This window comes from Haloferax sp. ATCC BAA-644 (genome assembly GCF_000336975.1).
GTDB classification, from domain to species: Archaea; Halobacteriota; Halobacteria; order Halobacteriales; family Haloferacaceae; genus Haloferax; species Haloferax volcanii.
Genome location: NZ_AOLF01000001.1, coordinates 76,652 through 95,650 on the forward strand (window position 1 = coordinate 76,652; position 18,999 = coordinate 95,650).

Annotated in this window: 15 protein-coding genes and 1 pseudogene; 6 read left to right on the forward strand and 10 right to left on the reverse strand. The window is 68.4% G+C overall.

Translation table 11 applies throughout. The features are described 5' to 3' along the window. Window positions 1-18: 18 nt before the first annotated feature. Window positions 19-1,635, reverse strand: coding sequence for a long-chain-fatty-acid--CoA ligase (locus tag C458_RS00385; protein WP_008572217.1), 1,617 nt, complete (start codon window positions 1,633-1,635; stop codon window positions 19-21). Between the two features lie 193 nt (window positions 1,636-1,828). Here C458_RS00385 and C458_RS00390 point away from each other — a divergent pair, with 193 nt between their 5' ends. Beyond that, on the forward strand, window positions 1,829-3,367 hold the full coding sequence (locus C458_RS00390; protein WP_008572218.1) for a cobyric acid synthase: 1,539 nt from the start codon (window positions 1,829-1,831) through the stop codon (window positions 3,365-3,367). A gap of 28 nt (window positions 3,368-3,395) precedes the next feature. On the opposite strand, the gene C458_RS00395 is transcribed toward C458_RS00390, so the two are convergent. Next, entirely contained in the window at window positions 3,396-4,562 is a 1,167-nt protein-coding gene (locus C458_RS00395; RefSeq protein ID WP_004040912.1) for an MFS transporter, read from the reverse strand. Between the two features lie 425 nt (window positions 4,563-4,987). Between C458_RS00395 and C458_RS00400 the strand changes: the two genes are divergently transcribed. Both C458_RS00400 and C458_RS18300 read left to right on the forward strand, forming a co-directional pair. Then, entirely contained in the window at window positions 4,988-5,644 is a 657-nt protein-coding gene (locus C458_RS00400; RefSeq protein ID WP_008572221.1) for a lactate utilization protein, read from the forward strand. 317 nt (window positions 5,645-5,961) lie between these two features. Next, on the forward strand, window positions 5,962-6,105 hold the full coding sequence (locus tag C458_RS18300; protein ID WP_008572224.1) for an HVO_A0556 family zinc finger protein: 144 nt from the start codon (window positions 5,962-5,964) through the stop codon (window positions 6,103-6,105). Between the two features lie 24 nt (window positions 6,106-6,129). On the opposite strand, the gene C458_RS00405 is transcribed toward C458_RS18300, so the two are convergent. Then, entirely contained in the window at window positions 6,130-7,389 is a 1,260-nt protein-coding gene (locus tag C458_RS00405) for an ABC transporter substrate-binding protein (protein ID WP_008572226.1), read from the reverse strand. A gap of 94 nt (window positions 7,390-7,483) precedes the next feature. On the opposite strand from C458_RS00405, the gene C458_RS00410 reads away from it, so the two are divergent. Then, entirely contained in the window at window positions 7,484-8,719 is a 1,236-nt protein-coding gene (locus C458_RS00410) for an ABC transporter substrate-binding protein (RefSeq protein ID WP_049897172.1), read from the forward strand. A gap of 68 nt (window positions 8,720-8,787) precedes the next feature. On the opposite strand, the gene hutH is transcribed toward C458_RS00410, so the two are convergent. The 4 genes and pseudogenes from hutH to hutU form a co-directional block, all read right to left on the reverse strand. After that, on the reverse strand, window positions 8,788-10,374 hold the full coding sequence (gene hutH / locus C458_RS00415) for a histidine ammonia-lyase (protein WP_008572232.1): 1,587 nt from the start codon (window positions 10,372-10,374) through the stop codon (window positions 8,788-8,790). Then, window positions 10,367-11,584: pseudogene (gene hutI / locus C458_RS00420) on the reverse strand (imidazolonepropionase). Before hutI ends, hutH begins: the two are co-directional and overlap by 8 nt. Then, complete coding sequence (hutG, locus tag C458_RS00425; RefSeq protein WP_008572235.1) at window positions 11,577-12,542, reverse strand: formimidoylglutamase; 966 nt, start codon at window positions 12,540-12,542, stop codon at window positions 11,577-11,579. Before hutG ends, hutI begins: the two are co-directional and overlap by 8 nt. Beyond that, window positions 12,539-14,353 (reverse strand): urocanate hydratase, encoded by a 1,815-nt coding sequence (gene hutU / locus C458_RS00430; RefSeq protein ID WP_008572237.1) that lies wholly within the window; start codon window positions 14,351-14,353, stop codon window positions 12,539-12,541. The genes hutG and hutU overlap by 4 nt, the downstream gene beginning before the upstream one ends. An 88-nt stretch (window positions 14,354-14,441) precedes the next feature. Between hutU and C458_RS00435 the strand changes: the two genes are divergently transcribed. After that, the gene (locus C458_RS00435; protein WP_008572239.1) at window positions 14,442-15,092 is read left to right on the forward strand and encodes a helix-turn-helix domain-containing protein; all 651 of its coding nucleotides are present in this window, start codon (window positions 14,442-14,444) and stop codon (window positions 15,090-15,092) included. A 27-nt stretch (window positions 15,093-15,119) separates the two neighbouring features. On the opposite strand, the gene C458_RS00440 is transcribed toward C458_RS00435, so the two are convergent. Continuing rightward, window positions 15,120-15,521, reverse strand: a complete 402-nt coding sequence (locus tag C458_RS00440) for a VOC family protein (protein WP_008578813.1) — start codon at window positions 15,519-15,521, stop codon at window positions 15,120-15,122. Between the two features lie 367 nt (window positions 15,522-15,888). On the opposite strand from C458_RS00440, the gene C458_RS00445 reads away from it, so the two are divergent. Beyond that, window positions 15,889-17,022, forward strand: a complete 1,134-nt coding sequence (locus C458_RS00445) for an MFS transporter (protein ID WP_008572242.1) — start codon at window positions 15,889-15,891, stop codon at window positions 17,020-17,022. Window positions 17,023-17,155: 133 nt separating this feature from the next. Here C458_RS00445 and C458_RS00450 read toward each other — a convergent pair whose 3' ends face one another. Together C458_RS00450 and C458_RS00455 are read right to left on the reverse strand one after the other, a co-directional pair. Then, complete coding sequence (locus C458_RS00450) at window positions 17,156-17,689, reverse strand: 3-isopropylmalate dehydratase small subunit (RefSeq protein WP_008572244.1); 534 nt, start codon at window positions 17,687-17,689, stop codon at window positions 17,156-17,158. Beyond that, entirely contained in the window at window positions 17,686-18,999 is a 1,314-nt protein-coding gene (locus C458_RS00455; RefSeq protein ID WP_008572252.1) for a 3-isopropylmalate dehydratase large subunit, read from the reverse strand. The genes C458_RS00450 and C458_RS00455 overlap by 4 nt, the downstream gene beginning before the upstream one ends.

Consider the following 18,999-nt stretch of genomic DNA (forward strand, 5'->3'; position numbering starts at 1 on the left):
CAGAGTCGCCGTCAGCAGTTATCCCTGCCCGACCATCCGCTCTTCGTCGTCCCACTCGCGCTTGCGGAGTTCGTACTTCTGAATCTTGCCGGTCGCGGTCTTGGGAATCTCCTCGACGAACTCGAACTCGCGGATGGCCTTGTAGCCCGCGAGGCGGTCGCGGGTGTACTCGGTCAGTTCCTCGGCGGTGACGCCGGGGTTCTCCACGTCGCCGTTCGCGGGGACGACGAACGCCTTGGGCGTCTCGCCCCACTTCTCGGACGGCGCGGGGATGACCGCCACGTCCCCGACGGCGTCGTGGTCGAACAGCGCGTCCTCCAGTTCGACCGAGGAGATGTTCTCGCCGCCGGAGATGATGATGTCCTTCTTGCGGTCCTGAATCGCTATCATGCCGTCCTCGTTGACGACCGCGAGGTCGCCGGTGTGGTACCAGCCTTCGAGGCGGTCGTTGAAGGCGTCGTGGGTCTCGTCGGGCTTGTTCCAGTACTTCTCCATCACCTGATTGCCGCGGACGACCACCTCGCCGATGGTGGCGTCGTCGCGCGGGACCTGTTCGCCGTCGTCGTCGACGACGCGCAGGTCGGTCCCGAGCGGGGCGACGCCCTGCCGCTGTTTGAGCGAGAAGCGCAGGCCGCCCTCGTCGGGGATGAGGCGGTTGGCGTCCGAGGTGGCGATGAGCGGACCGGTCTCGGTCGCGCCGTACAGTTGGGTGAACTCCCAGCCGAACTCGGATTCGGTGTGGCGAATCGTCGCGCTCGGCGCGGCGCTGCCGGCGGCGGTCACGCGAACCGGGTTGTCGCCGGCGTACGCCGGGTCGTGTTCCTCGGCGTACTCGCGCAGAATCGACAGCACGGTCGGCGCGCAGCAGAAAAAGGACACGTCTTCCTCGGTGATGGCGTCGAACACCTGCTCGGCATCGACCCCGCGGGTGCAGACGTGTTTCGCGCCGCGGCCGGTGACGGCGTAGATGTGGCCCCAGCCGTTGACGTGGAACATCGGGAGCGTCCACAGATACACGTCGTCGTCCGCGATGTGGTGGTGAATCGTCACCAGTTGGGCGTGGAGCGACTCGGTGCGGTGAGTGCGGCAGACGCCCTTCGGGTCGCCGGTCGTCCCCGAGGTGTAGTTGATGGTGATGAGTTCGTCCTCGGACATCTCGGGGCGCTCGTAGTCGTCGGCGTCGGCCTCGTCGAGGAACGCCTCGAAGTCGAGCCAGTCGCCGTCGACCGCGGCGGGGTCGTTCGTCACGAACACCTCGGCGGGCACGTCGTCGCGGACGGCCTCGATTTTCCCCGCGTACTGGTAGTCGGCGTAGACCACGGTCGCGCCGGAATCCGACAGCAGGTACTCGTAATCCTCGGTCGTGAGGCGGTAGTTCAGCGGGACGTGGAGCGCGCCGCACTGCATCGCGCCGAAGGCCGCTTCGAGATGGTAGTGCGTATTGGGGTCGAGCACCGCGACCCGGTCGCCTTTCTCGACGCCGCGGGATTGCAGCGCAGCCGAAAATCTGTCCACCCGCTCACCGAACTCCGCGTAGGTAAAGCGCTCGCCGTCGACGCCGACGACCGCCTCGTAATCGCCGTAGTACGTCCGGGCCCGGTCGAGGAAGTCCGTCACGAGTAACTGTTTCTTCATTCATGATAGATCGAGCGGGCGAGCGAACTAAACGCACCACTTCCGGCAACATTTCACAGGGCCGACGTGACCACCACAGTATGACGGGGAACATCGTTGAGGGGGTCGAACACGCCGCCCGGACGCGGTGGGGGCGCGTCCAGCCGACGGCGAAACGAACACCTTTGAACCGCGCGGCCCTGACTCCCGGCAGATGACGACGCCGACCCTCCTCGTCGCGGGGACCGCGAGCCACGTGGGCAAAAGCACCGTCGCCGCCGGGCTCTGTCGCCTGTTCGACGACCGCGGCCTGTCGGTCGCGCCGTTCAAGGCGCAGAACATGAGCAACAACGCCCGAGCGGTGGCGACCGCCGACGGCGACGGTTTCGGGGAAATCGGCGTCTCGCAGTACGTGCAGGCCCGTGCCGCGCGGGTCGCGCCGACGACCGACCACAACCCCGTCTTGCTCAAGCCCCACGGAGACGGGGCGTCGCAACTGGTCGTCCACGGCCGGGCGGCCGGCCTCAACACCGCGAGCGACTACTACGCGACCCACTGGGAGGACGCCCGCAAGGCGGCGGTCGAATCGCACCGCCGACTGGCGAGCGAGGCGGACGTGGTCGTCGCCGAGGGAGCCGGCTCCATCGCCGAGATAAACCTCCACGACCGCGATTTGGCGAACGTCGAGACCGCCCGCTTCGCCGACGCGGACATCCTCCTCGCGGCCGACATCGAGCGCGGCGGCGTCTTCGCCAGCCTGCTGGGGACGCTCGAACTCCTCCCCGAGGACGTGCGCGACCGCGTCGTCGGCGCGGTCATCACGAAGTTCCGCGGCGACCCGAGCCTCCTCGAACCGGGACTCGACGAAATCGAGGAGCGGACCGGCGTGCCCGTCCTCGGCGTCCTCCCCTACGACGACCCCGGCCTCCCGGAGGAAGACAGCCTCGCGCTCCCCGCGGCAGGCGAGCGCGCCACCGTCGGCGACGACGACGGCATCGCGGCCGAGCACGCGGTCACCATCGGCGTGCCGCGACTCCCGCGCATCTCGAACGCGACGGACTTCGGCCCGCTGTCCGAGACGCCGGGCGTCCGGGTCGCGTACCTCCCGCTCGACGCGACGCTCGACGGGGTCGACGGGGTGGTCCTCCCCGGAAGCAAGAACACGGTCGACGACCTGCTCGCGCTCCGCGACGCCGGCTTCGACGACGAACTCGCCGGCTTCGACGGCCCGGTCGTCGGCATCTGCGGCGGCTACCAACTGCTCGGCGAGCGTATCGAAAACGCCGACATCGAGGGGTCGGGAGACGACGAGACGGTCCCGGGACTCGGTCTCCTACCGATAGTCACGCGCTTTTCCCGCGACAAGCGGGTCGAACCCGTCGCCGTCGAGTTCGACGGGGCGGGGCCGTTGGCCGGCGCGACGGGGACCGTCGACGGCTACGAGATACACATGGGCGACAGCCGCATCATCGGCGGCGCGACCCCCGTTTCGGGCGACGGCGCGGCGCTCGGGAGCGTTGCGGGGACGTACATCCACGACCTGTTCGCCAACGACGCGCCGCGGAACGCGTTCGTGGACGCCATCTACGAGTCGGCCGGGCGCGACCGACCGGCGACGAGGACGGGGACGGCGGGAGCCGACGCGGACGCCGACGAACCGGGTTCCGGCGACCCCTACGACCGCGCCGCCGCGCTCGTCGCCGATAACCTCGACGTGGCGGCGCTCTGTGACTCGCTCGGACTAGAAGAGTAGGGGAGCGTCGAGACGACGAGCCAGCCGATTAGTGACCGGCCGCCGACCCGGCGTCGGCGAGCCTGAACTGCCCGAACCGACCCACGAGGACGACCGCTCCGGCGATGACGGTAAGCGCGCCGAGCAGGAACGGCACCGTCGCGCCGTACTGCGGGCCGAGGTAGCCCGCGGTGATGGGCGCGAACGCGCCGCCGACGAATCGGAGGCTGTTGAACGCGCCCGAGGCGACCGACCGCCCGTGCGAGGAGATGCCCATCGCCAGCGTCGTCAGGTTCGCGTTCAGGACGCCGCAGAAGAGTCCGCCGACGACGACGAGCGCGGCGAGCGCTGCGGTGTCGCCGTTCGAGAGCCACATCAGACACAGCGTCGCCGCGAAGGCGACGAGCGCGCCGACGGTGACTTCGGGCGTCCCGAACAGCCCGTTCAGCCGCGAGGAGAGGACGGCGGAGCCGACGACGACAAACAGGCCCCAGCCGAAGAACACGAGGCCGATTTGGAACGCGCCGAGGCCGAGGACGAGCGGCGTGTACGCGAGGAGCGTGAAGAAGCCGAAGGTGTAGAGCAGTCCGACGGCGGCGTTCGTGAGTACGCCCGGGTGTCGGTACGTTCCGAGCACATCGCGGAGTCCCTGTCTATGCTCTGCTTCCGGTTCGTCGACCGTGAGGACGACGAGGGCGAACGCGACGACCATCAGGGCGCTCGCGCCCGCGAAGGGCATCCGCCACGACTGCGCTCCCAGCACGCCGCCGAGGAGCGGGCCGCAGGCGATACCGAAGCCGAGGGCGGCCTCGTAGAGCGTAATCGCGCCTCTGGTGTTCGCGGCCACGCCGACGATGATGGCGAGCGCAGTCGTGGTGAAAAGCGCGTTCCCCAGCCCCCAGAAGCCGCGGAGCACCGCGAGCGATTCGATGGTGGAGACGAGGGCGCACGCCCCCGCGAAGACGGCGACGGTGGCGAGACCCAAGAGGAGCGTCCGCTTGCTCCCGATTCGCGTGGCGAGCGCGCCCGCAATCAGGTTCGCAAGACCCATGACGAGCAGATAGCTCGTGAACAGGAGTTCGACCATGAAGTGCGAGGCCCCCAGTTCGCGGGCGATGCCCGGAAGAATCGGGTCGACGACGCCGATGCCGAGAAAGGAGACGAACGTTGCGAGTGCCGTTGCGAGAACGGCCGGGTGGAAATCACGAAGACCCATGTCGTGTCGGAACGCCAGCCGACGGATTAATCTATCGACTATATTATACGTGTGTGTCTCTCGTACCGTGGTACGCTAGTCACAAACGCTGCGGCAACACTCTCCGGGAGGAGAACCACAGCAGTCGATAGAAACGATTTCTGATACGTATGCGCTCTCGGTCGAATCGAAAAAAAAAGCGACGACCACACCAGCACCGACCGCACCAGCACCGACGCGTCCGGGAGCGGCGCAGGTAATCGTCGTTTCGGACGGTCGCCAAGAGCCACGGGCGAACACCTTCGAAACCGGGACGCCACCGCCGTCAGTCCCAGCCGGTGACACGCGCGTAACCACCTGACATCGCCGTCAGCGAGCGTTTAACATCCGATAGGCGCTACACGTTGTCGTCGGAGCACCCATCGACTCCACCACCACACTCACACATGTCTCAACAGAAATCCGACTACGTAGACGACGCCGACATCGACGCCGACCTCGACCAGCTTCCCGACGACGAGACCGTCGAAGCGACCGTCGAGAACCTCGAAGCGAGCGGGTTCGACGTCGTCGTCGTCGACACGGCCGACGAGGCGCTCGAAGCCGTGCAGTCGCACATCCCCGCCGGCGTCTCCGTGATGAACGGCCACTCGACCACCCTCGAAGAAATCGGGTTCGACGACTACCTCAGCGAGGGCGACCACGAGTGGGAGAGCCTGCCGGACCAGATTTGGGGCATCGACGACGACGCGGAGCGACAGGCCGCCCGCCGCGACTCCCAGACCGCCGACTACTTCCTCGGCGGCATCAACGCCATCGCCCAAACCGGCGAACTCGTCGCCGCGGACCTCTCGGGGAGCCGCATCGGTGCGTACCCCTTCGCCGCCAGCAACGTCGTCATCGTCAGCGGTATCAACAAAATCGTCCCGACGCTCGACGACGCGCTCGACCGCCTCGAATCCGTCGCGTACCCGCTCGAAAACGAGCGCGCGAAGGAAGCCTACGGCGTCGAATCGATGATTGCGAAACAGCTCATCTTCCGGCAGGAAGTCGAGGAGGGCCGCACCACCGTCGTCCTCATCCGCGAGCAACTGGGCTACTAACGTCGGACGCCCCCGTCCCCCTCGACGCGTCCCCGCGCTCCTCCGGGGCGGCTTCGCCGCCGCCTCCGGACGACCCATCACCACCGCTTCACCGGGTCCCCCACCACCGCTTCCCCGGTTCCACCGTTTTGCGCGTTCTGCGTCCCACACACGAGTGGCGACTGTCGTCAACGAGAGTCGACCAGAGGCGACGAAAGGCATCTAGAGACGACGAGAGACGACGGAACAACCCGAGCCGCGGAGGTCTCGGGAGTGTCACGGACCGCGATATATCGAACCGTAGAAATGTTCTTGGGACTGGAGCCGCATCGTCGTGTATGGCCGAATCCGCACACCTGCTCGGTACGTTCGACGAAGAGGACTGCACCTACTGCGACGGCGACCTCGTGACGGGAAGCTACAAAGACAACGAGGCCATCGTCTGCGACGACTGCGGGACGCCCGCCGTCCAGCTCTGGTAAGGGGCCGCCGAAACGCCGGTCGCCTCACTCACCGGTGACGATGTCGGCGACGCGCTGCCTATCGAATAGCCGCTCTTCTTCGGGAATCTCGGGATACGCACCACCGGTGTACTCCGGCCACGCGCCGAACTGGTCGGGGTAGAGCTGTTTCGCGGTCATCTCCAACTGGAACAGGTTCATAATCGGCCCCTGCACCGGGGTTCCCGAGGGGTAGACGCGGTCGTTCTGGACCGCGCTGAGTTCGCTCCCGATGGGGTGGTCTTCGAGGGTCTCGCGAATCGACGCCACGTCGTAGTACGAGTCGATACCGTAGCTGTGGAGCAGCACGTCGGGGTCGATTTCCAGCATCGCCTCGAAGTCGTAGGAAGTCTCGAACGTCACGTCGCCGGCCGCGAACGCGTCGGTGACGCCGAGCGGGCGGATGTGCGAGGTCGCGAAGCCGGGTGCGTCGATTTTCGTCGGGTAGAACGTCTCGTCCATGTAGATGACGACGCCGACGGTCGGGCGCTCCGATTCGGGCGGGAGGTCCGACCGAATCGTGTCGAGGAGGTCGCTGTGGACCGATTCGAGCGCCGCGTAGCGGTCTTCCTCCCGGAACACCTGCCCGACGTTCTCGACGATTTCCCAGAGCGTGTAGTACTCGTAGTTGTCGGCGTACGGCTCGGGCGGTTGGGCGTGCGTGCGACTGTAAGCGTTACCGAACCACGGCGCGACCTGCTCGCGAATCTCCTCGACGTCCGACTGGTCCCAGCCGTCGAAGCTGGCCACGAGCGCCGGGTCGACGAGGTGCAGGTCGGAGTCGAGTTCGTAGACGAGTTCCTTGTCGATGTTGACGCTCCCCGACCCCGAGTTGAGCTGCGCGAGGTCGCTCCGGTCGAACGAGACGCCGTCGAGGCGCTCGTAGTAGGCGTCGAGGGTCCGGCCGCCGGCGTCGCTGTCGAAGCCGAGGGAGTTCACCGCGTCGCCGTGGCCGAAGGCGACCGCCGCGTCGGCGTAGACGAGGTTGTACACCATCACGCTCTCGGGAACCGACTCGAACGTCACGTCGCCGGCCGGCGACATCGACACCGTGTATTCGGTCGATTCGCTCCCAGACACGGTCTCCGACGCGGGGGACGCGTCGGTCGTGGTCGTCGCCGCGGCCGTCTCGGTCGCGTCCGTCGACGACTCCGCGTCGTTCTGTCCGGCACAGCCGGCCAGCAAGCCGCCCGTGAGAAGCGCGCCGCCGCCCTTGAGGCACGCGCGACGCGTGGGCGTCGCCCGGTCGGTGAGGTCTTCGTCCATGGTTTTAGGCACCCCTAAACAGATAAATTCGTTTCGGAATTTCGGCGTGCCTAAATCGGTACGTCTATATGTATTAGGTCGCCCTAAAAGCACGATGACAGACAGCGACGGACCAACGCGCAGGAAGTTCTTGACCTACGGCGGTTCGGTCGCCGCCGGCGGACTGCTCGCCGGCTGTACCGGTTCGTCCGAGTCGGACGCGACGGCGACGGGCGCGGCCGCGACGGACACAACCGCGACCGCCGACGCGACGGCGACGAGCGAATCGACCGCGGAGTCGACGGCCGACGGCAGTTCGTACACGGTGTCGATGGCACCGATGGGCGACGTGACGTTCGAGGGCGTCCCCGAGAGCATCTTCACGCGGCTGACCCACCACGCGGGAATGGCGTTCGCACTCGGCCACGGCGACGCCGTCAACGCGATGCACGCACCCGACTACTACGACGCGCTGTGGAACCAGTTCACGCCGCGTCTCCCCGGCGTCGAACTCGACTGGACCGGCCTGTACTCGTCGTGGGAGCCGTCGAAAGAGCGGCTCTACGAACTCGACAGCGACGTGCATCTGGCCGACCCCGCCAGCGTCTCCGCGCTCGGCAGTTGGAGTCAGGCCGACCTCGACGAAATCGAGGAGAACATCAGTCCGTGGTTCGGCAACAGCTTCAGCGCGCGGCATCAAGCGCCGCCGACCGAGTGGGCCGACGCCTACGAATACTACGGCCTCTGGGAGATATTCGCCAAGGTCGCACAGGTGCTCCAAGCGGAGGCGAAGTACGAGGCGCTCGCGGCGGTCCGCGAGGAGTTGCTCGCGACGATTGCGGCGGACCTCCCCGCGGAAGAAGACCGGCCGACCGCCGTGCTTCTCGGCCCGAGCGACCTGGAATCCATCTACGCCTACAACCTGAGCACGCCCGGATTCCTGACCGCCCACACCCGCCCGCTGAAGCCGGTCAGCGCGTTCGACGACGACGTCGAGTCCGGGTCGACCGTTGACTTCGAAACGCTCCTCGAAGCCGACCCCGACGTGATTCTCACGCTCGGCGGGATGCACCCGGACACGAGTATGCCCGACATCCGCTCGGGCCTCCGCGACGACCCCATCGGAGCCGAGATTTCCGCCGTGAAGAACGAGCGCGTCTACGCGCAGGCCGGCCGGTATCAAGGGCCGATTCTCAATCTGTTCCAGTTGGAGATGACCGCCAAGCAGCTCTATCCCGACCGCTTCGGCGCGTGGCCCCAGTACAGCGAGGGACCGTACCCCGAAATTCCCGAAGACGAGCGGTTGTTCGACCGACAGCGCGTCGCCGACGTCATCAACGGTGACCTCTGAGGCGGCGAAAGCGAGAGGGGAAGGGAAGGGAAAGCAGCCGGCAGCGGGGGAACTGCCGGCGCGCTCGCTCAGCCGGCGAGGTCGGCGTCCGCGAGAGCCGCGCGAATCGCGCCGAACCGGACGAGGTCGGCCGCGGTCTCCAGTTCGCCGTCGAGGCGGCGGTCCTCGTCGAGCGGCGGAACCACGGACCGAATCGCGTCGCGGACGGCCCCCGTACCGGTCCCGAGTTCGAGGCCCTCGTCGAGGAACTCCGCGGCTTGCGACCCACAGAGGAGTTCGACGCCGACGATGGTCGCGGCGTTCTCAGCCACCGTGCGGGCGTTAAGGGCGCTCTGCCCGCTCATGCTCACGTGGTCTTCCTGCCCGCCGCTGACGGGCGTCGAGTCGATGGAGGGGCGACCGAGCGACCGACACTCGTTGAGGAGCGCCGCGGCGGTGTACTGCGCAATCATGTAGCCCGAGCGGAGCCCGCTGTGTTCGGTCAGGAACGGCGGGAGGTACGACTCCTGTACGTCCGGGCTGAGCATCCGGTCGGTCCGGCGCTCGGAGATGGCCGCGAGCTCGGTCAGCGCGCCGGCGGCGTAGTCGAGACGGAGCGCCAGCGGTTCGCCGTGGAAGTTGCCGGCGGAGACGACGGCGGCCGCGTCGGTGCCGGGCGCGCGCTCGTCAACCGCGCCCGCCGGGAAGACGAGCGGGTTGTCGGTGACGCTGTTGAGTTCGACCTCGACGGCCTCGCGGAGGTGCGAGACGGCGTCCCTGACCGCGCCGTGGACCTGCGGGAGACAGCGAATCGAGTAGGCGTCCTGCACGCGCTCGCAGTCCTTGTGCGATTCGAGGACGGTCGAGCCGGCGGTGAGGCGGCGAATCGTGGCCGCACTCTCTTGCTGGCCGGGGTGGGGACGAACCTCGTGGATGGCGGGGTCGCAGTTCGCCGTGGTGCCCATCGTCACCTCGGTCGTGAGCGCGCCCGCGGCGTCGGCGGCCTCGACGGTTCGCTCGGCGTCGACGACGAACAGCGCGGCGAGACCGACCGTCAGCTGCGTCCCGTTGATGAGCGCGAGGCCCTCCTTGGAGGCGAGCGTCACCGGCTCCAAGCCGGCGGCGCGCAGGGCTTCGTCGCCCGGGAGTCGGTCGCCGTCGACGCGGGCCTCGCCCTCGCCGATGAGGACGAGCGCCATGTGCGCGAGGGGCGCGAGGTCGCCGCTCGCGCCGAGGCTCCCGCGGGAGCGGACGACCGGCTGGACGCCCTCGTTGAGCATCGAGACGAGCAGGTCCACCACCGACGGTCGGATGCCCGAAAAGCCCTTGGCGAGCGTGTTGGCCCGGCTGACCATCATCGACCGGACCTCCTCGCGGGTGAGTTCGCGGCCCGCGCCGGCGGCGTGGCTTCGGACGAGGTTCGTCTGGAGGCGCTCGATGTCCTCGCGGTCGATGTGGGTCTCGACGAGGTGACCGAAGCCGGTGTTGACGCCGTACACCGGTTCGCCGGAGTCGAGGACGGATTCGACGCGCTCGCGCGACTCGCGCATCCGCTCGCGCGACTCGGCGGCGAGTTCGACCGGGGCGTCGTGGCGGGAAACGGCCGCCACGTCTTCCGGCGTCAGCGACGCGCCGTCAAGCGTGACCGAATCGGGGAGTCGTGGGCGGTCACTCACGGGCGACCACCCCCGATTTCAGCACGGTCGAAACGGGGTTCGTGTCGAACCGATACGAGAGGTGCGTCGCGGTCGGCACGTCGAGCACGACGGCGTCGGCGGGAGCGCCGGCGCGGAGCGTGCCCGTGCCGTCGTCGAGGTCGAGCGCGCCCGCGGCGGCGCTCGTGATTCCGCGAATCGCTTCGTGCGGCGTCATTCGCATTCCGACGCTGGCGAGCGTGGCGACGAAACTCATGCTTCGAGCGAAGCAGTTCGGGTTGAAATCGGTGGCGAGCGCGACCTCGTGGCCCGCGTCGAGGAAGGCGCGGGCGTCGGCGTAGTCGGCTCCGAGACCGAACGCCGTGCCCGGGAGCAGCACGGGCGTGACGCCGGCGTCGACGAGCGCGTCTCGGCCCTCGTCGTCGGTGTGGAGCAGGTGGTCCGCGCTGGCCGCGCCGACCGCGGCCGCAACGTCGGTGCCGCCGATGGCGGCGAACTCGTCGGCGTGAATCTTCGGCGTGAGGCCGTGGTCGCGGCCCGCCTCCAGAATCCGCCGGGACTGCTCGGCGGTGAACACGCCGCGCTCGCAGAACACGTCGCAGAACTCGGCGGTACCCTGCGCTGCGACCGCCGGGAGTTGGTCGGAGACGACCGACTCGGTGTACTCCTCGGCGTCCGCGCCGCGCGGGACGGCGTGCGCGCCCATAAACGTCGGAATCACGTCCACCGGGTGGTCCGAGCCTGTCTCTTATACACATCTNTGCCAGCCCGCTCAGAGATGTGTATAAGAGACAGTCGTCGTCCCGTGGGCGAGCATCGCGTCGAGGTGCTCGGTGAGGTTCGCCGCCAACTCCTCGTCGGAGGCTTCTCGGACCGCGTCAACGGTGTGGAGGATGCCGCCGCCGTCGGCGAGAATCTCCTCGTAGGTCGCACCCTGCAACTTCGCCACGAACTCGTCGGAGCGGTCGCCCGCAAAGAGCGCGTGGGTGTGCGGGTCGACGAAGCCCGGGAGAACCGTCTTGCCGGTCGCGTCGATGGCCGTCTCGGCGTCCGCGACGGGGTAGTCCGCGAGCACTTCGGCCGTGGGTCCGACGGCGACGACCTCGCCGTCGAGCGCGGCGAACGCGGCGTCTTCGAGGACGACGACGCCGGTCTCCTCGTCGGGGCCGACGACCAGTTCGGCCGCGCCGTGGACGACCGTGAGGCCGGCCGCGGAACCCGCGTCAGTCACGGGACACCACCCCCGCGAGGAAGTGGGCGACCGCGCGGGCGGCCGCGCTGACGGTTCGGCCGTCCTCGTCGTCCAGCGTCGGCGCGCACTCCACGACCTCGAAGCCGACGACGCGGGGGTCGGCCGCGACGCGGCGGAGCATGGAGAACAGTTCGCGGGTGGTGACGCCGCCGGGGGTCGGCGCGCTCGCGCCCGGCGCGGCCGTCTGGTCCAGCACGTCCACGTCGAGGCTGACGAAGACGCGGTCGCAGGCGGCCAGCGCATCGAGGGCGAAGTCGGCCGTCTCGACGGGGCCGCGGCCGACCTCGTCGGCGGTGAGGATGGTCCCGCCCGAGTCGCGCAGGAAGTCGGCGTAGGCGGTCGAGGTCTCGAAGTGGCGCGCGCCGACCACGGCGAGGCGGCCGAGGCCGGCGTCGAACAGCTGTCGGTAGGGCGTCCCGCTCGTCGGGCCGTCGGCGGGGTCTCGGCAGTCGAGGTGGGCGTCGAAGCTCACGACCCCGACCGAGTCGTCGCCGCCGAGAAGCGGCGTAACGTTGCCGACCGTCAGGGAGTTGTCGCCGCCGAGGAACACCGGGAGCGCGCCGCGCTCGTAGACGGCCGCGGCCTCGTCGGCGACGACGGCCTGTACGTCCGCGACGCGGTTCTCGGGGTCGTCCGCGTCGCTCGTGCCGACCGCGTTGTACGCCTCGACCGGGAGGTCGCCGAGGTCGCCGACGCCGGCGACCGGTCCCTCGTCGAAGTGGTGGGTCTTGACGCCGGCGAGGGCGCGCCGAATCGCGGCGGGGCCCTCGCGGGCACCGCGCCGACCGATGACGGCTCCGTCGTACGGTTCGCCCACGAGGACGGCGCGGAAGTCGCCCGCGTCCTCGATGTCGGTCGGGGAGACGACGTGGCCGAACTGCTCGTCGTTCGGGTCCGACGAGGGGCCCTCCCACGCGGGTGCGTCAGTGAGAGTCATTCGTCACCTCGGCCGGCGGATTCGACAGCTTCAGCTGCGCGGTCGGCGCGCTCGGAACGCTCGGCACGTTCGGCGGCGTCGTGGTCGCGCATCGGAATTCGGACGTTCGACCGGGTCGCCTCGTCGAGCGCGTCCTCGTAGCCGGCGTCGGCGTGGCGGACGACGCCCATACCGGGGTCAGTCGTGAAGACGGCGCGGGCCTTCTTCGCCGCGAGGTCGGAGCCGTCGAGGACGACGTGGTTGTTCGTGTGCAGCGAGTTGCCGATGCCGACGCCGCCGCCGTCGTGGACGCTCACGATGTCCGCGCCCGCGGCGGTGTTGAGAAGCGCGTTCAGGATGGGCCAGTCGGCGACCGCGTCGGTGCCGTCGCGCATCGCCTCGGTCTCGCGGTACGGACTGGCGACCGACCCGGCGTCGAGGTGGTCGCGGGTGACGACGACCGGCGCGGAGACCTCGCCCGACGCGACGAGGTCGTTGATTTTCAACGCGAAGCGGGCGCGCTCCGTGAGCCCCTCGTCGTCGGTGGCGTAGCCGAGCCAACACACCCGCGAGGGGAGCCCCTGGAACGACACCTGCTCCTGTGCGAGGTCTATCCAGCGCATGAGCGACTCGTGGTCGGGGAACAGTTCCCGAATCGCCTCGTCGGTGCGGTGGATGTCGGCGGGGTCGCCGGAGAGCGCGGCCCACCGGAACGGCCCGCGCCCGCGGCAGAACATCGGACGGATGTACGCCGGGACGAAGCCGGGGAAGTCGAAGGCGGTCGTCATCCCGCGGTGGTCTTGGACCTGCCCGCGGATGTTGTTGCCGTACTCGAAGGCGATTGCGCCCGCGTCCTGCAAGTCGAGGATGGCCTGCACATGGCGCTCCATCGTGTCGAGGCTGGCGTCGACGTAGGCTTCGGGGTCGTCCTCGCGGAGCCGGTCGGCTTCCTCGACGGTGTAGCCGCTCGGATAGTAGCCTTCGAGTTCGTCGTGGGCGCTGGTCTGGTCGGTGACCACATCGGGAATCTCGTCGCGCGCGAGCAGTGCTTCGAGCATGTCGGCGGCGTTCATCTGGACGCCCACGCTGTAAGGTTCACCTGCGTCGATGGCCGCCTTCGCGTTTTCGAGCGCCTCATCCAGCGAGTCAGCGAACTCCATCAGGTAGTCCGTCTCGACCCGGCGCTCGATGCGGTCGGCCTGCACCTCGGCGGCGATGCAGACCCCGCGGTTCATCGTCACCGCGAGGGGCTGTGCGCCGCTCATGCCGCCGAGACCGCCGGTGACGACGAGCTTCCCCCGGAGGTCGGCGTCGTAGTGCTGGCGGGCGAGTTCGGCCAGCGTCTCGTAGGTGCCTTGGATGATGCCCTGCGTGCCGATGTACGCCCACGACCCGGCGGTCATCTGGCCGTACATGATTTTCCCCTCGGCCTCCAGTTCGTGGAAGTGCTCCCAGTCGTCCCAGCGGCCGACGAGGTTGGAGTTGGCGATGAGGACGCGCGGGGCGCGCTCGTGGGTGGGGAACGTCCCGACCGGCTTGCCCGACTGGACGAGGAGCGTCTCGTCGTCGTCGAGGTCGCGGAGTTCGGTGAGAATCGCGTCGTAGGCGTCCCACGAGCGGGCGGCGCGGCCGGTCCCGCCGTAAACGACGAGGTCTTCGGGGCGCTCGGCCACCTCGGGGTCGAGGTTGTTGTTGAGCATCCGGAGCGCCGCCTCCTGTCGCCACCCCTTGCACTCGATGTCCGTCCCGGTGGGCGCGCCCTGATACGCGCGCCACTCGTCGCTCGGGTCACCGAGTCGGTCCCGGGTTGCCGACGATTGCTGGTCGTGCATACCACAGAGTTCGGGCGCGACACGGGTAGCAATTCACCCACCGTGCGGTGTGGTATTTATATATTATCGCCGGACCAACGGTCCGCGTATGTACGAGGCGAGCCTCCGAATCAGGGACGACAGCGCCTACGCGGCGGCGACGGCGGGCAACGCCGCGAGCGTCGAACTGTGGTGCAACGAGCACTGCGATATGCTCCACGTCAGCGGCGAGGTCGGAAGCGACGTGCTCGACCGCGTCCGCGACACCGTCGGCGTGGCGGCGTCGGTCGAGCGCGGCGACGAGTTGGTCGTCGTCACCGCCGACTGCCTCCGGCACCACGAGATAGACCACATCGAGGGCTACGTGCGGAACCACGGCCTGCTGCTCGTGCCGCCGCTTCGCTACCGCGGCGGCGCGAAGGTCTGTCGCCTGCTCGCCGTCTCGGCCGACGACCTGACGGCGTGCTTCCGCGACCTCGTGGACAGCGGCTTCGACGTGAGCGTCGAGTCCAAGCGCGCGGTGTCGTTCGCCAGCGGGAGCGGCCCGCTTTTGGCCCCCGCCGACGCGATGCCCGAACTCACCGGCCGCCAGCGCGAGGCGCTCCGATTGGCCCACGCCGGGGGCTACTACGACCTCCCGCGCGGCATCAAGACCGCGACCATCGCCGACGAGATGGGCGTCTCGCGGCGCACCGCCGAGGAACACCTGCGCCGGGCGGAGCGGAAAGTGATGGACTCGGTCGCGCAGTACGTGCTGTAGAGTCGGCGGTCCTCGGGCGTCGGCGGCTCAGTCGTCGTCGGCCGCGGCTTTCAACTCCAGCGTGTAGCCGAACGGGTCGGTGACGTACACCGCTGGCGCGACGCCCGTCGCCCCGAGGGGTTCGAGCTGGCGGTCGATTTCGACGCCCGCGGCATCGAGCCGGTCGCGGAGTTCGTCGATGTCGTGGGCGAATTCGATGGCGACGTGGTCGAAGGCGGTTTCGGCCGGCGGTTCGAAGTTCTCGGCCGGCCGGAGGTGGATGACGCTCGCAGGGGTGAGTCGCACGGAGAAGAAGGGCTTGTCGCCCGATTCGTACAGGTCGCGGTTCTCGACGTCGAAGCCGAGCGCGTCGCGGTAGAACCCGACAGCGGCGTCGAGGCCGTCGGCGGGGATGCGGAGATTCACGTGGTCGATTGCCGTCGCGTCCATGCCCGCACCGTCGCGGCCGCGGGTGGTAAAAATTTGTGCGGCGGCCATCGGGGACGGAGAGCCAGAACCGAGAGAATAAATCTAGTTGAGTTTAAAACTGTAAAGTTTTTAGAAATTGTAGAATTTGTAGAAATTGTGCCGTTTAGAGCGGTTTAGAGAGATATCCACGAACCAATTACCCGATGACGGGTTTTTGAATAAACCGTATATTGTTTATAAGACAATCAGTCTCTCGGGGGAACCGCGACGCCGACAACCGGAACCGGCGTTCCGCAATCGTAACCCATTGGTAGCAGGTCGGTGTACCGTGGGTGTGAACCAACAGCCGACATCCGACGAGCGCTTGCTTGCGGGCTACCCGGGTCGGATGTTAGTCACCGTGTCGCTGTCGTGGGCGGTCCTCCAGACGGGTCGGTTTCTCTTGTCGCCGCTGCTGCCGACGATTATCGAGGAGTTACAGATAACGGAGGCGACCGCCGGCATCGCGCTGGCGCTGTTTCAGGGCGTCTACGCCGTCACCCAGTATCCCGGCGGCGAGTACTCCGACCGGTGGACGCGGGCGACGCTCATCGTCCCCGGACTGGGTATCCTCATCCTCGGCTTCCTCACGTTCGGTCTCGCCGGCGGCCTCGCGGGCTTCGTCGCCGCCGCGGTCGTCACGGGACTCGGGAAGGGGCTGTTCGCCATCCCCTCGCGGGCGCTCCTCTCTGACCTGTTCGTCGAACGGCGCGGCCGGGCGCTCGGTCTCTACGCCGCCGGCACCGACCTCGGCGGCCTCGTCTCGTCGGGGCTCGCCATCCTCGCGCTGACCTACGCGACGTGGCGGACGCCGTTCCTGCCGGTCGCCGTCGTCCTCGCGGGACTCACCGTCCTCTACGCGCTCTGGTCGAGAGACGGCTACGCCGTGGGCTCGCCCGAGCTCCACGTCTCGGGCACGCTCCGACGCCTCTTCGCCAGCGCGGAACAGCGCCGGACGCTCCTCGCGTTCGGGCTGTTTTACTTCATGGTCGGCGGCTTCATCAACTTCTTTCCGACCTACCTCATCGAGGCGAAGGGGTTCGACCAGCAGTTGGCGAGCGCGACGTTCGCCATCGTCTTCGCCGTCGGCATCACCATCAAACCCGTCGCCGGCGGCCTGAGCGACCGGTTCCGACGCGAGTCAATCGCCGTCGTCGGGATGCTCGCGGCCGCGGGGGCGCTCACCGTCCTCTCGGCCGTGGCGGCGCGCCCCCTCATCTACGTCTCCGTCGTCGCGCTGGCAGCCGGCTACAAGACGGAGTTCCCGCTCGCGGACGCCATCATCATGGACAACGCGCCCGACGCCGACCGCGGGGCCGACCTCGGGGCCGCGCGGGCGCTGTTCCTCGGCGCGAACGCGGTCGGCCCGGCCTACGTCGGCATCGTCGCCACCTACGCGAGCTACGTCGCCGCGTTCGCGGGACTCGCGGTCTGTCTCGTCGTCGCCGCCGGGCTGCTCTACTGGGACGCGCGGAAGCGATAACCGATCTCGGAGCGTGAAATCGGGGAAAACAGCCGTCGGAACGGCGTTCGCGGGTGCCGCTGTGCGGTCGTCGTTCGGTGCGTCGAGTGCTTCGGGTGCGCCGGAAGCCGTACAACGTGAGCCGAGTGCCCGCTCAGCCGTCGAGTTTCGCCTTCGTGTAGGGTTTCAATCCCCCTCGTTCGACGAGCGACTGGAGGAACTCGGGGAGCGCCTCCGCCTCGTAGGTCTCGTCTCGCGTGTGGTTCGTCACGGCGCCCGCGTCGAGGTCGACGTGAATCTCGTCGCCGTCCTCGATGGCGTCCGCGCCGGGGCAGATGAGCACCGGCAGGCCGAGGTTGATGGCGTTGCGGAAGAAGATGCGCGCGAAGGACTGCGCGACCACGGCCGAAACGCCCGCGCCGACGAGCGACAGCGGCGAGTGCTCCCGCGACGACCCGCTTCCGAAGTTCTCGCCGGCGACGACGAAATCGCCGGTCTCGACCGACTCCGAGAACTCGGGTCTGAGGTCCTCGAAGGCGTGGGTGGCGAGTTCGTCGGGGTCCGACGAGACGATGAAACGCGACGGGGTTATCTGGTCGGTGTCGATGTTGTCGCCGAAGACCCACGCGCGGCCGGGTTCGGCCGGGTCGGGACGGCCGCCGTCCGCGCCGTCGTCGGCTCCCGTCATGAGAGCACCTCCGCGAACACCGTGTCGTCGTAGCGGTTCGTCTCGACCTCGCGAGGGTCGGTGATTTCGCCGTACAGCGCGCTCGCGCCGACGGTCGCCGGACTCGACAGGTAGACCGACGACTCCATCGACCCCTCGCGGCCGGGGAAGTTCCGGTTCGCCGTGGCGAGACAGACGTCGCCGTCGCCGAGGACGCCCTGATGGTAGCCCGCACAGGGGCCGCAGCCGGCGCTCTGGATGACCGCGCCGGCGTCGGTGAGCGTCTGGAAGACGCCCGTCCCCAGCATGTGCTGGTAGACGGACTTCGAGGCGGGGACGACGACCATCCGAACGTTCGGGGCGATGGTCTCGCCCGCGAGGATGTCCGCGACGATTTTGATGTCCTCGTACCGGCCGTTCGTACAGGTTCCGACGAACAGCTGGTCGAGTTCGGTGCCCGCGACCTCGGTCACGTCAACCGCGTTCTCGGGGTTCGACGGCTTCGAGACCTGCGGGGCGAGGTCGGCCGCGTCGTACGTGTGGACCGCCTCGTAGTCGGCGTCGTCGTCGGAGACGAACGCGTCGCCGAGGTCGATTTCGTTCCCGGTCTGGCGTTCGAGGTACGACTCGGTCCGCTCGTCGGGCGCGACGAGGCCGGCCTTGCCGCCCATCTCGATGGCCATGTTCGAGAGGACGAGGCGCTCGTGAATCGGGAGCGACTCGATAGTGCTGCCGGCGTATTCGGCGGCCATGTAGGTACAGCCGTCGAAGCCCACGTCACCGATGAACCGAAGGATGAGGTCCTTCGCGTAGACGCCGTCTCCGAGGTCGCCGTCGACCTCGAAGCGGAGCGTCTTCGGGACGCGGAACCAGAGTTCGCCCGTCGCGAGCGCGGTCCCGAGGTCGGTCGAGCCGACGCCGGTCCCGAACGCGCCGATGCCGCCGTAGGTCGTCGAGTGGGAGTCCGCGCCGATGACGAGGTCGCCGGGACCGACGAAGCCCTCCTCGACGAGGACGGCGTGGCAGATGCCGTCGCCCACGTCGAACTGGTGTGCGCCGTGCTCCGCCGCGAACTCGCGGACCGCGTTGTGGTTGTTCGCGGCCTGCACCCCGTCGGCGGGGGCGTGGTGGTCGATGGTGAAGACGGTCCGGTCGGGCGCGAACAGCTCGCCGTCGTCGCCCGTCACCTCGTCGAACGTCCGGAACGCGAGCGGCCCGGTGATGTCGTGGGCCATCGCCACGTCAACGTCGGCTTCGACGTAGTCGCCGGCGCGGGCGTCGGTGCCCGATTTTTCTGACAGCAGCTTCTCCGCGAGGGTCTTGCCGGACAT